This window comes from Enterobacter wuhouensis (assembly GCF_035835995.1).
In the GTDB taxonomy this organism is placed as follows: Bacteria; Pseudomonadota; Gammaproteobacteria; order Enterobacterales; family Enterobacteriaceae; genus Enterobacter; species Enterobacter wuhouensis.
The window spans coordinates 600,475-613,282 of record NZ_CP142124.1; the positions used below are offsets into that span (position 1 = coordinate 600,475).

The 12,808-nt window shown below is 57.7% G+C and carries 12 protein-coding genes and 1 pseudogene; 3 read left to right on the forward strand and 10 right to left on the reverse strand.

From position 1 onward, the window contains the following. Nucleotides 1–16 precede the first annotated feature (16 nt). Nucleotides 17–2,401 carry a beta-N-acetylhexosaminidase gene (locus VPX56_RS02915; RefSeq protein WP_326469756.1) on the forward strand — a complete coding sequence of 795 codons (2,385 nt, stop codon included), beginning with the start codon at nt 17–19 and terminating at the stop codon, nt 2,399–2,401. Between the two features lie 83 nt (nt 2,402–2,484). Here the strand turns inward: VPX56_RS02915 and gbpA are convergent, their stop codons facing one another. The 5 genes from gbpA to VPX56_RS02940 form a co-directional block, all read right to left on the reverse strand. Next, nucleotides 2,485–3,936: an N-acetylglucosamine-binding protein GbpA gene (gbpA, locus tag VPX56_RS02920; protein WP_326469758.1), complete on the reverse strand. Its 1,452-nt coding sequence runs from the start codon at nt 3,934–3,936 to the stop codon at nt 2,485–2,487. A gap of 138 nt (nt 3,937–4,074) precedes the next feature. Continuing rightward, nucleotides 4,075–4,461, reverse strand: a complete 387-nt coding sequence (gene ridA / locus VPX56_RS02925; RefSeq protein ID WP_014882305.1) for a 2-iminobutanoate/2-iminopropanoate deaminase — start codon at nt 4,459–4,461, stop codon at nt 4,075–4,077. Nucleotides 4,462–4,535: 74 nt separating this feature from the next. Next, nucleotides 4,536–4,997 (reverse strand): aspartate carbamoyltransferase regulatory subunit, encoded by a 462-nt coding sequence (gene pyrI / locus VPX56_RS02930; protein WP_003863370.1) that lies wholly within the window; start codon nt 4,995–4,997, stop codon nt 4,536–4,538. Between the two features lie 12 nt (nt 4,998–5,009). Next, complete coding sequence (gene pyrB, locus VPX56_RS02935; RefSeq protein WP_131634131.1) at nt 5,010–5,942, reverse strand: aspartate carbamoyltransferase; 933 nt, start codon at nt 5,940–5,942, stop codon at nt 5,010–5,012. 34 nt (nt 5,943–5,976) lie between these two features. Continuing rightward, nucleotides 5,977–6,081, reverse strand: coding sequence for a pyrBI operon leader peptide (locus VPX56_RS02940; RefSeq protein ID WP_022646880.1), 105 nt, complete (start codon nt 6,079–6,081; stop codon nt 5,977–5,979). Between VPX56_RS02940 and VPX56_RS02945 the strand changes: the two are divergent. After that, a pseudogene (locus tag VPX56_RS02945) lies at nt 6,061–6,178 on the forward strand (hypothetical protein). The gene VPX56_RS02940 and the pseudogene VPX56_RS02945 overlap by 21 nt on opposite strands. Nucleotides 6,179–6,181: 3 nt before the next feature. Here VPX56_RS02945 and VPX56_RS02950 read toward each other — a convergent pair. The 5 genes from VPX56_RS02950 to arcA all read right to left on the reverse strand — a co-directional run bounded on the left by VPX56_RS02950 (nt 6,182) and on the right by arcA (nt 11,465). After that, nucleotides 6,182–6,661 carry an arginine repressor gene (locus VPX56_RS02950; RefSeq protein ID WP_003863366.1) on the reverse strand — a complete coding sequence of 160 codons (480 nt, stop codon included), beginning with the start codon at nt 6,659–6,661 and terminating at the stop codon, nt 6,182–6,184. An 80-nt stretch (nt 6,662–6,741) separates the two neighbouring features. After that, on the reverse strand, nt 6,742–8,145 hold the full coding sequence (locus tag VPX56_RS02955) for a YfcC family protein (protein ID WP_326469761.1): 1,404 nt from the start codon (nt 8,143–8,145) through the stop codon (nt 6,742–6,744). A 46-nt stretch (nt 8,146–8,191) separates the two neighbouring features. Beyond that, nucleotides 8,192–9,196 (reverse strand): ornithine carbamoyltransferase, encoded by a 1,005-nt coding sequence (argF, locus tag VPX56_RS02960; protein WP_326469763.1) that lies wholly within the window; start codon nt 9,194–9,196, stop codon nt 8,192–8,194. Nucleotides 9,197–9,322: 126 nt separating this feature from the next. Continuing rightward, the gene (locus tag VPX56_RS02965; RefSeq protein WP_326469765.1) at nt 9,323–10,234 is read right to left on the reverse strand and encodes a carbamate kinase; all 912 of its coding nucleotides are present in this window, start codon (nt 10,232–10,234) and stop codon (nt 9,323–9,325) included. A 10-nt stretch (nt 10,235–10,244) separates the two neighbouring features. Beyond that, nucleotides 10,245–11,465, reverse strand: a complete 1,221-nt coding sequence (arcA, locus tag VPX56_RS02970; protein ID WP_326469767.1) for an arginine deiminase — start codon at nt 11,463–11,465, stop codon at nt 10,245–10,247. Nucleotides 11,466–12,140: 675 nt separating this feature from the next. Between arcA and VPX56_RS02975 the strand changes: the two genes are divergently transcribed. Next, on the forward strand, nt 12,141–12,593 hold the full coding sequence (locus VPX56_RS02975; protein ID WP_326469769.1) for a YhcH/YjgK/YiaL family protein: 453 nt from the start codon (nt 12,141–12,143) through the stop codon (nt 12,591–12,593). Nucleotides 12,594–12,808 lie beyond the last annotated feature (215 nt).

The following is a 12,808-nucleotide window of genomic DNA, read 5'->3' on the forward strand; positions in this document are numbered from 1 at the left end:
CAAATAAGGAACATTCATGTTACGGTACAGCCTCTTAACCGCCGGGCTTATGCTCGGCACATCTGCTTTTGCCGCTCCGGCAGGCGATCTCCCCTTAATGCCCTGGCCTGCAAAGGTTGAACGCCCGACAACCCAGGGCGCGCTGGTTATCGACAATAAAATCTCCGTCAGCGTCAGCGGTGACGATCTGGGCGACGCGGTCAACCGCCTGCGCCAGCGCATCGCCCTGCAAACCGGCTGGACGCTGCAGCCGCAGGCTGAAAAGCCAGACAAACCGACAATCCGCATCGCCATCGCCAAAAAGGTCAAGCCGCAGCCGCTGCCGGACAGCGATGAAAGCTATAAGCTCACGGTGGACGCCAACGGCGTCGATATCTCCGCCAACACCCGCTTCGGCGCGCTGCGCGCCATGGAAACATTGCTCCAGCTGATGCAAAACGGCGTCGAGAATACCTCTGTTCCGTGGGTTTCCATCGAGGATTCGCCGCGCTTCCCGTGGCGCGGGCTGCTGCTCGATTCGGCGCGCCACTTTATCCCGCTGCCCGATATCAAGCGCCAGATAGACGGCATGGCCGCGGCGAAGCTGAACGTCCTGCACTGGCACTTAAACGACGATCAGGGCTGGCGCTTCAGCTCGACGCGCTACCCTAAGCTGACGCAGCTTGCCAGCGACGGGCTGTTTTACACGCCTGAACAGATGCGCGAGGTGGTTCGTTACGCCACCGAGCGCGGTATTCGCGTGGTGCCGGAAATCGACATGCCGGGCCACGCCTCGGCGATTGCCGTGGCCTATCCGGAGCTGATGAGCGCGCCGGGGCCGTACGCAATGGAGCGCCACTGGGGCGTGCTGAAGCCGGTGCTGGATCCGACAAAAGACGCAACCTACGCCTTTGCCGACGCGATGGTCAGCGAACTGGCGGCGATCTTCCCCGATCCGTATCTGCACATCGGCGGCGACGAGGTGGACGACAGCCAGTGGAAAGCGAACGCGGCGATCCAGACGTTTATGCGCGATAACAAACTGGCGGACAGCCACGCCCTGCAGGCGTATTTCAACCGCAAGCTGGAGACGATCCTCGAGAAACACCACCGGCAGATGGTCGGCTGGGACGAGATCTACCATCCCGACCTGCCGAAAAGCATTCTGATCCAGTCCTGGCAGGGGCAGGACGCGCTGGGGCAGGTGGCGCAGAACGGCTACAAAGGGATTCTCTCGACGGGCTTCTATCTCGACCAGCCGCAATCCACCGCCTACCACTACCGGAACGAAATTGTTCCGCAGGGGCTGAACGGCGTGGATGTGATTGCAGACACCGACAGCACTCAGAGCTGGGCCTTCTCCATGCCGCGCCTGAAGGGCAAGCCGGTCGAAGGGAGCTTCACGCTGGTAAAAGGCGATGCCGGCTGGCGCGGGTTTATTGATTTTGCCGGGAAATCCCGCCGGGCGGTGCAGGATATTGAATGGCGCGACGACAATCAGGTCACGTTTACCGTCGACACCTGGATGGGCGAGACGCGCCCGGTGGTTTCCGTTGATAACGACAGGCTGAGCGGCTATTTCCTGGTGGGCAATGCCCGCTACCCCATCAGCGGCACGCGTCTGGACGCGGTGCCAAAAGGCACGCCGCCGGTGGTGCCGGATACGGCGAATGAGGCCAACCTGCTCGGCGGCGAAGCGGCGCTATGGGCGGAAAACGTTGTCGCGCCGGTGCTGGATATCCGCCTGTGGCCGCGCGCCTTTGCGGTGGCGGAGCGCTTATGGTCGGCGAAGGACGTCAACGATGTCGACAATATGTACACCCGCCTGCAGGCGATGGACAGCTGGACGACGGTCTCGGTCGGGCTGCAGCAGCATACGCAACAGCAGGTGCAGTTCACGCGCCTTGCTAACAATGCCGATACCCTGCCGCTGCAGATCCTCGCGCAGGCGGTAGAGCCGGCGCAGTATTACACCCGTCAGCACCTCAAATTCCAGGCGGGGAATTATCATCAGTTCGAGCCGCTTAACCGGTTCGCTGATGCGCTGAACGCCGAAAGCACCACCGTGCGGCAGATGAACAAATGGGTCGACCGTCTGGTGAGCGACGCGGAAGACACCGAAAGCGCCGACGCGCTGCGTCACGTCTTTAACCGCTGGCAGAACAATACCAGCGACGCGCTGGCGTTAAGCGAAAACAGCTATCAGCTGAAGGCCATTAAGCCGGTGATTCAGGAGGTGGATAAGCTGGCTGCAATTGGCCTGAGGCTGACGGATCTGGTGGCGCGCCAGGGCACGCTGGATGATAAAGAGATCGCATCGATTCAGAGCGAGCTTGATAACGCGGCGAAGATTCAGGACGAGGTGGTGATTGCGGCGGTGTATCCGCTGGAGACGCTGCTTAGGGCGACGCGGAATCAGTAACCCCTCACCCTAACCCTCTCCCCAAAGGGGAGAGGGGACTTTAACACCCTCTCCCCTTTGGGGAGAGGGCCGGGGTGAGGGGACTAGTTCTTCAACACCCACGCCTCTTTCCAGTGTGCGCCAACGCCTGGCTCATACTGGTTGGCGGTTGGGCTGTACTGCACGCAGTAGCCGCTGTACGGGAAAGGCTTACATTCGTAGGTCTTACCGTCTTTAGGCTGCAGCACTACGGTACCTGCCTTGTAGGACGCGATATTGTTCGGGAAGGTGAAGTCGTGGTGACCGGTGCTGTCTGCCGCTGCATCGCCTTCCAGCATCAGGTTCAGCACGTCCTGGGCGAACATGGTGCCGTCTTTATTGGTCGCGTAGTATTTCAGCATGTGGTGGCCAGGGGTCACGTCATTCAGGGTCATGGTCACGTCCTGGTTGGCGTTGTTCATGTCCTGCTTCAGGTAGCCTTTTTCCGCACCGTGGTGGTTCATCACGTGAGCTTCCACGTTCACGTCACCTTTGGTGTTCACGTGGAAGGTCACGGTCGCGTTGCCGTGCTCGATTTTGCTGTACTGCAGATCGGTAACGGCGATCGTTTCGTTCACTTCCGCCTTCTGCTCTTCATACGAAATCGCGACGGACTGCAGCGTGCTGCCGTCTTTCACGAAGACGCTGTTCGCGCCGTGAACAGGGCTAATCTCACCTGCTTCATCCTTCACGCCGACGCGCACGTCGCTCTGGGCGGTATTGATTTTCTGCGCCAGATCGTAAGACCACTGGTTAGCGTCGCCCTGCTCGGCGGAGCCGATGGTCATTTCGGTACGCATGGAGGTCACTTCGCCGTTAGCATCGAAGAAGCGTGCAATCACCTTATCGCCCGCGTTCAGGTTATTACCCGCGATCTGGCCGCTCAGGGTTTTGCTCCACTGGGAAACAACGGCAGGCGTTTCGTCTGGCGTAACGTTGCCGCCGTTACCGAAATCAACGTCAATGGCCTGATAGAAACTATTTGTGGTGTCTGCAATTTCCCATACGCCGTAAATAACCTGGTAGCCGGTACGCTCAGGAACATTACAGTTCATTGGCTGGGTAACCGCCGGTGCCTGGCTATTTCCGTTGATGGTACAGAACGGCGTTAATTCAAACTGGTCGCGAGACAGTGGCTTATTTGGATCCCAGTTTTGTTTGGTAATATAATAACGCCAGTTAACGGTTTTATGTGGCGCGGTATGGTGCCAGACGAATTCATGTGGGCCCGCCGTCATTGGGGTTTTGGTCCACGCGTTCAGGCTTTGCTTATCCAGCTGAGAATACTGGGAGATGCCTGCGCTGGCGAGCTGGCCGTCCGGTGGCAGTGCGCCGGTCGGGAAGCCAGAGGTTTTTTCCACGCTCTGTGGTTCGTACTGGACGGAACCACAATCAATATTCTGGCCCAGTTTGCACATATAAGCGCGGCTGGCTGGTGATTCAATATATCCGTGAGCAAGTGCGGAAGACGCAACGGTTAACGTTGCGACGGCAAGTGCAATTTTTGACAGTTTCATTACTCATCCGTTATTAGAGAATATTACAAGGCGAGGAGAGTCTAATAATGGACCGGGCTATGTGTCATTTTATACAGAGGGTAAAAGTGTTCGAAATAAAAAAGGCAGCCCGAGCTGCCTTTTCTTTATTGAAATAAATTAGCGACGTACGGCAATCGCTTCGATTTCAATTTTCACGTCTTTAGGCAGACGCGCCACTTCCACGCAGGAGCGCGCCGGGAAGGTGGCGTTGTGCTCGGTGAAGAAGGCTTCGTAAGTGGCGTTAACGGTCGCGAAGTCGTTCAGATCTTTCACGAACACGGTGGTTTTCACGATATCGCCCACTTTCAGGCCTGCAGATTCAACGATAGCCTGCACGTTTTCCAGCGACTGACGCGCCTGCGCCGCCACGTCGGCCGGCACTTCACCGGTTTTTGGGTTCACCGGGATCTGGCCCGAAGTGATGATCATGCTGCCCAGATCAACGCCCTGAACGTATGGGCCGATAGCCGCTGGTGCATTTTCCGTCGCGAGTACTTTGGTCATGATTTCTCCAGAATAACAGCTGATTTAAGAGTCCCGGCCATTATAGGGAGGCCGGGATCCTTTACCAACCTCAATTAGTTGGCCAGCACCACATAATGAGAAAACTCTTTTTCGCAGTATTTGCATTTGAGCGCGATGTCGTTGGCGCGTTTTTTCACTGCAAAACTGGATGAAACCGGCTCGGCGTGGCTGATGCAGTTGCTGTTCGGGCAGACCAGCACGCTTTCAATACGATCCGGCAGGCTCGGGCGCGATTTACCCACCACGTCGTAATCGTCGATGCGGTTAACCGTGGCGTCCGGCGCGTACAGCGACAGCTGGTTGACCTGCTCGTCGGTCAGGAAGGTATTCTCGATTTTGATCAGGTCTTTGCGGCCCATCTCGCCCGACGGCAGGTTCAGGCCGATGGTGATGCGCTGGTCGGTTTCGGTCAGTTTGAACAGCGTCAGCAGCTTAAAGCCCACCTGCGCAGGGATGTGGTCAATCACGGTGCCACGCTTGATGGCTTCAACCTGGAGTTTGTTATCGTGTGTCATTGTCGTTTCCCCTTACAGTGCCAATTCGCGATTCAGAACCAGTGCCAGTAACGCCTGGCGGGCGAAGATGCCGTTTCCGGCCTGCTGGAAGTACCAGGCGTGCGGCGTTTTATCCACGTCGGTGTGGATCTCATCGATGCGCGGCAGCGGGTGCAGCACCTTCATGTTGTCGCGCGCGCCCTCGAGGTCGCTGGCGCGCAGCACGAACTGCGCCTTCACGTTGGCGTACTCGGACGGGTCAAGACGCTCTTTCTGCACGCGGGTCATGTAGAGAATATCCACGTTGCCCACCACCTCTTCGATGCTGGCGTGCAGGCTCCACGCGATGCCTTTCTCATCCAGCATGTCGAGAATGTACTGCGGCATCGCCAGTGCGTCAGGCGCGATGAAGAAGAAGCGGTTGCCGTTAAATTTCGCCAGCGCCTGGGTCAGGGAGTGGACGGTGCGGCCGTACTTCAGGTCGCCAACCATGGCGATGTTCAGGTTCTCAAGCTGGCCCTGCGTCTCCTGAATGGTGAAGAGATCGAGCAGGGTCTGCGTCGGGTGCTGGTTGGCACCGTCACCGGCGTTCAGTACCGGAATGCCGCCGGAAAACTCGGTCGCCAGGCGTGCCGCGCCCTCCTGCGGATGACGCATCACAATCGCGTCGACGTAGGTGCTGATAACCGAAATGGTATCCGCCAGGGTCTCGCCTTTTTTACCCAGCGACGTGTTGCTGCTGTCCGAGAAGCCCACCACGCTCGCGCCCAGGCGATGCATGGAGGTCTCAAAGGAGAGGCGGGTGCGGGTCGAGGCTTCGAAGAAGCAGCTCGCAATCACCTTGTGCTTCAGCAGCTCCGGTTGCGGATTGGCCTTCAGTTTTGCCGCGGTTTCCAGAACCAGTTCCAGCTCTTCGCGGCTGAGGTCGTTTATGGAAATGATGTGTTTTTGATAAAGCGGATTCATGTTTATCTCCTGACGCCGGGCAAAAAAAAGCCCCTCAAATGAGGGGCTCTGGGAATAGGTTTAGCAACGGGAAGAAAAACGGCAGGCCAGCGTCTGATTTCAGACGCGGTAAGACGTTATGTCGTACACGCTTGACCATGCTTCCTCCCGGCAAATTGTCGGGCATTATACGCAGCTCGCTTTTCGGATCAAGCGATTTAATGCACGCTTTACTCAATGCAAACGGTTCTTTATGAATATTAATGCGTTCTGAGTAAATAATTAATTTGCTTATGCACCAGCGCGGTGCGCTTTACGACGCGGGGGGCGACCCAGACGATACTGCTTCCGGCAACCACGCCTAAAATTTCCGGCAACTGGTGGTAATCCAGAATACGCGCCACCGCGCGGCCATATCCGGCAACCGTATGGATAAGGATAAATTCGCTATTGTGCTCCACGCTCACCACCATTTCGGAGACGGTGCGCGCGGCATCGGGGGCAGGGCGCAGCTGTGGATTCAGCGAATAAATCTTTAGCCCTTTGGCATTTCGAATTTTTATGACACCGAGCAATTTAAGCAGGCGTGAAACGGTGGACTGGCTGATGGTCTCAAAACCACGCTCCTGCAAGTCCCGGCGGATCTCCTCCTGAGAGAGATAGCTCTTTTCCGCGATCAGACGCTGGCAGACCGTTAGCTGTAGTTGCTCTTTGGGAGAGTACTCTTCGTAATCCATCATAGTTCCCATATCAGTTCCCGAAATAACCGGTGGCACCGCACCGATCCGTAGGCCGGATAAGCGCAGCGCCATCCGGCAAATTACAACAGGGCACCCAGGCTTAACGCCACCATAATCACCACCGTTAGAATACCCAGCAGCGGCGCCACCCATTTCAGATAGCGCACGTAGGGCACGCGGGCAATAGCCAGCCCGCCCATCACGACGGCAGAGGTGGGGGTGATCAGGTTAACGATACCGGACGCCGACTGGTAAGCCGTAACCACCAGGTCGCGGTTGACGTTAGCGAAATCGGCAAGCGGTGCCATGATCGGCATCGTCAGAACGGCCAGGCCGGACGAAGAAGGCACAAGAAACGACAGCACCACCTCCAGCCAGTACATCACGTTGATGAATGCCACCGTCGACAACCCGGTGACCATCCCCTCGGCGCTGTGCAAAATGGTGTGGGTAATCATGCCCTTATCCATGATCACTACGATACCGCGCGCGATGCCGATAATCAGCGCGACGCCCAGCAAATCTCGCGCGCCGTTGATAAACGTCGACGTCAGCTCCTCTTCGCTCATGCGGGCGATCAGGCCGACGATGATGGCGCTGGCGAGAAACACCGCCGAGATCTCCGCCATCCACCAGCCCAGCACCGCCACGCCGTAGATCATCACCGCGAAGGCAAGCGCGAAAATCACCAGGATGAGCTTGCGCACCGGGGTAAATTCCAGCGACTGCTCGCCCCTGTTGCCGAGGAAGTGGGCGAGGTTCTCCTCCTGCTTATCCGCAACGATGGAGAGCGACGGATCCTTGCGTACCTTACGGGCGTAGCGCATCACCCACGCCACGCAGATGATCCAGCCGATGACCAGCAGCGCCACGCGCAAGATGATGCCGTTAGTAAAAGGGATCCCCGCAGCGTTGGCGGCGATCACCGTGGCGAACGGGTTGATGGTGGAACCGAGGGTGCCGATCCCCGCCCCGAGCAGCACGGTGGAGGCGGCAACAACCGGATCGAACCGCGCCGCCAGCATCACCGGAACAAGCAGTGTGTAAAACGGCAGCGACTCTTCGGCCATGCCGTAGATGGTGCCGCCTGCGGCAAACAGCGCCATCAGGATCGGGATCATCCACTCCTCGCGGCCGAGCAGGCGAGTGGTGACGCGTTCGATCCCGGCGTCAATCGCGCCGGTTTTGGTGACGATCCCGAGAAAGCCCCCGATGATCAGGATAAACAGTGCCACGTCGATCGCCCCGGCCTGGCCGGACTCCGGATCGTACAGTCCGGCAATCGGCGCCATCAGCACCGAAACCAGCCCCTGCGGATGCGCCGCGACGTGCGCGTAGGTTCCGGCAACCGGGACTTCTTTGCCGAGCGCCTCGTTCATCGCCATATGGTACTGCCCGGCCGGCACAATCCACGTCAGCACGGCCACGACGGCAATCAGAAAAAAGAGAATGGTGTAAGCGGAGGGAAACTTGAACTTGCCCATGATGTTCTCCTGAACCCGGCGCACCCCGCGGCGCGCCGGGCGGTGATTAGTCGCCGAGTGTCGCCACCATGACCGCTTTAATGGTGTGCATGCGGTTCTCTGCTTCGTCGAAGACGATGGAGTTCGGTGATTCGAAGACCTCTTCCGTCACCTCCAGCCCCTTCAGGCCGTACGCCATCTCGATCTCGCGGCCCACTTTGGTGTGCTCGTTGTGGAACGCCGGCAGGCAGTGCATAAATTTGACGTTCGGGTTGCCGGTGGCCTTCATCACTTCCGCGTTAATCTGATACGGCTTCATCAGGCTGACGCGCTCGGCCCAGGCCTCCTTCGGCTCGCCCATGGAGACCCACACGTCGGTGTAGAGGAAATCGGTGCCCCGCACGCCTTCTTCGACATTGTCGGTGAGGGTGATGCGCGCGCCCGTCTCTTTGGCGATGGCGCGGCACTGCTCAACCAGCCCGGCTTCCGGCCAGAAGGATTTCGGCGCGACGAGGCGGATATCCATGCCCATCTTGGCCGCGCCGACCATCAGCGAGTTGCCCATGTTGTTACGCGCGTCGCCGAGGTAGGCAAAGCTCAGCTCCGGCAGGGTTTTGCCCGGCGAATGTTCCAGCATGGTCATCAGGTCGGCGAGGATTTGCGTGGGGTGGAACTCGTCGGTCAGGCCGTTCCACACCGGCACGCCCGCGTACTCGCCCAGCTCTTCGACGATAGCCTGGCCGTAGCCGCGGTATTCGATGCCGTCATACATACGGCCTAATACGCGGGCGGTGTCCTTCATCGACTCTTTATGGCCAATCTGCGATCCGCTTGGGCCGAGGTAGGTGACCTGCGCGCCCTGGTCGAACGCGCCCACTTCGAAGGCGCAGCGGGTGCGGGTGGAGGTTTTTTCAAAGATCAGGGCGATGTTTTTCCCGACCAGGGTTTGCTTTTCGCGCCCGGCCTTTTTGGCGGCCTTCAGCTCGATGGCGAGGTCGATCAGGTACTGGATCTCCGCCGGGGTGTAGTCCAGCAGTTTCAGGAAGTTGCGGTTTTTCAGGTTGATGGTCATGGGTAAATCCTTTTTAAAATTAGTGTCTAAAACCTTACCCCTCACCCCAGCCCTCTCCCCAAAGGGGAGAGGGTGTAATCGTCCCCTCTCCCCTTTGGGGAGAGGGTTAGGGTGAGGGGAGGGGGGTTAGTTACGAATCAACGTGCCTTTCTCGCCCGCCAGGATCTCCGCGCCGTCGGCCAGCGCGCCGATCCCGGCAATGCCGCCGCAGGCCTCAACAAACTCGCGGCAGGCGGCCACTTTCGGCCCCATCGATCCGGCGTCGAACTGCATGCCTTTGAGCAGCTCCGGCGTTACCTGCGCCAGCGGGCGCTGGGTCGGCTTGCCCCAGTCGAGGTACACCGCGTCGGCATCGGTCAGGATCAGCAGGGCGTCGGCCTCGATTTGCCTCGCCAGCAGGGCGGCGGAGAGGTCTTTGTCGATCACCGCCTCAATCCCGCGATAGCCGTTGGCGTTCTCCACCACCGGCACGCCGCCGCCGCCGTTGCAGATCACCAGATGGTCGCGCTGAATAAGCGCCGTGATGGCGTCGCGCTCGACGATGCGCTTCGGCTGAGGCGACGGCACCACGCGGCGGACGTAGCGCCCGTCGGCCTTAAACACCCAGCCTTTTTCTGCGGCCAGCGCTTTCGCCTGGGCTTCGCTGTAAACCGGGCCGATGTACTTGGTCGGGTTGCTGAATGCCGGGTCGGCGGGGTCCACTTCCACCTGCGTGAGCAGGACGCTCACCTCGCGCTGGGGCAGATTGTTTTTCAGCGCCTGCTGGAGCATGTAGCCGATCATTCCCTGGCTTTCGGCGCCGAGAACGTCCAGCGGGTAGGGCGTCACTTTGTCGTAGGCGCTGTTCTGCAGCGCCAGCAGCCCGACCTGCGGGCCGTTGCCGTGCACCAGCACCACGCGCCACTGCTCCGTTAATCCGGCGATGGTGCGGGCGGCCTGCTCGATGTTCTGGCGCTGGATCTCCGCTTCCAGCGGCTCGCCGCGCTTGAGCAGCGCGTTGCCGCCAAGCGCCACAACCAAAGTGGGTTTTCGTTCCATGATGGCTCCTTTAAATTCCGTCGCGTTCAAGCGGGCAGCTCATGCAGCGCGCGCCGCCGCGGCCGCGTCCGAGTTCATCACCGGGGATGGGCAGCACGGTGATGCCCGCTTTGTCGTACTTCTCGTTGGTCCAGACGTTGCGCTCGTAGCCGATCACCACGCCCGGGCGAATGGTCAGCACGTTGTTGGCGTCGTTCCACTGCTCGCGTTCCGCTTCAAAGGCGTCGCCGCCGGTGGTGATCAGGCGCACCTGGCTAATGCCGAGCGCTTTCTCGATGGCGTGCAGCAGGTCGGTTTCCTGGGTGCGCTGCAGGCCGCCGCGCCCGTCCGGGGTGAGCGTCCAGCACTGGGCGTCCTTACGCACCACTTCCGGGTAGACGGAGAAGGTGTCCACGTCGATGTGGGTCATGACGGTGTCGAGGTGCATGCAGGAGCGGTGTTTCGGCAGCTCAACGGCGATCACGCGCTCGGCCTGGCGGTGTTTGAACAGGCTGTTGGCGAGAAACTCCACGCCCTGCGGCGTCGTGCGCTCGGACATGCCGATCAGTACCGCCCCTCGGCCAATCACTAATACGTCGCCGCCCTCTAAGGTGGCGTGGTCGTAATTAATATTCTCGTCGCCGAAATACTTAATAAAATCACCGTCGGCAAACGCCGGGTGCCAGCGATATATTGCCCGCAGGTTATTGGTTTCACGCTGACGGGCCGGTTTCGCCATAGGGTTAATAGAGACGCCGTTATAAATCCAGCACGAGGTGTCGCGGGTAAATAAATGGTTCGGCAGCGGCTTCATAATAAAATCATTCGCCGTATGGGTATCCACCACCATATTTTTAATGGCCGCCGGAATTTCGCCGTAGGTTAATCCGCCGCTCAGCCTGCGTGCCAGTTCGCGGTGCGGCATATCCGCCAGCCAGCCGCGCACGTCGCCGGCAAAGGTCGGCCCGAGGCGATAGTCGGAGATTTGCGTTTCCAGCAGCCAGGATTTTGCCTCTGCAATATCAAGCGTTTGTGTCAGGAGGTCGGTTAACAGCAGGACTTCCACACCCTGCTCGCGCAGCGTGTTTGCGAAGATGTCATGCTCCTCGCCCGCCCGCTCAACCGAGAGCACGTCATCAAATAACAGCTCCTGACAGTTTGACGGGGTTAAACGTTTAAGACTTAAATTTGGGCGGTGCAGCATAACGCTACGCAATTGACCAATTTCAGAACCGACGTAATGCTTTTCCATAATTATTCCTTTAACTGTTTTTCAGAATAAAAAGGGCATGCGCCATGTAATGTATTTAATTGCATGGCGGCTAAGCTCAATTGATTTCGTGATTCATACTAGGCAGTTAAATAATCCGTATTGTGATGCTGCTCACGCGAAACAGGATATTAAGGGGTTTGTTTTCATTTGCATGATTCGAATCAGATAATGATTAATTTCATATTATCGAGGGGTGAATAGCTAAGCAGGATCCGGTGGCATTATTTGAGGTTGTTATTATTTTGTAGATTTTAATCTTTTGAAATAAGTTGTTATGTGGCTGATTTTAAATGATAAATATTATGTATGAGAATGGCTATGCAATTAACGTAATTAACTATTTTTGACTTAAGAAAAATCAATAAATAATTATGGTTTTTTAGAGCAAATTATCAAAACAGTAAAGTGTGAGGCGGCAACGGGTTTTGTTAATTAGAGAGCATGATCAAGAGGTTAGAACAGCCGTGCGATAAGCGCTGATCGAGGTTATGCATAACCCCTGCATAATTGCCTGGGCAGGGTTAACAGCAAATTAACACCTTTTCCGATAAACATGCGCTCGCGCAAACCTCGTCCAAAAAGGGCTGGTATGGCAGCCGGGATTCTCGTATAAAAGATGAAAATGAAACATTGTTTTATATTGAGGGTTAAAACATGATTATCGGCAACATCCACCATCTGCAGTCCTGGCTGCCTGACGATCTGCGCCAAGCCATTGAGCACGTTAAAGCGAACGTCACCGACGCCACGCCGCTGGGCAAGCACGACATCAACGGCAACAGCCTGTTTTATCTGGTCTCCGAAGACATGACCCAGCCGTTCGCCGAGCGCCGCGCCGAGTACCACGCGCGCTATCTGGATATTCAGATCGTGATGAAGGGCCAGGAAGGGATGACCTTCAGCACCCTGCCGCACGGCGCGCCGGACACCGACTGGCTGGCGGACAAAGACATCGCGTTCCTGCCGGAAGGTGAGCAGGAGAAAACCGTGGTGCTGAGCGAAGGGGATTTTGTGGTGTTCTGGCCGGGTGAAGTGCATAAGCCGCTGTGCGCGGTAGGGGCGCCTGCTAAGGTCAGGAAAGTGGTGGTTAAGATGTTAATGGAGTAACCCCTCACCCTAACCCTCTCCCCAAAGGGGAGAGGGAACTGCACTGAGCCATCTTTTCCCCCTCGCCCCTTTGGGGAGAGGGCCGGGGTGAGGGGCAATATGTGATCCAGCTTAAATTTCCCACACTCCTTCTTCCCTTCCCATTTACCTGCCCATTTTCTGCGTCATAGTATGATCGTTAAATTAATGAACGCTGTTCTATAATGTAGAACAAA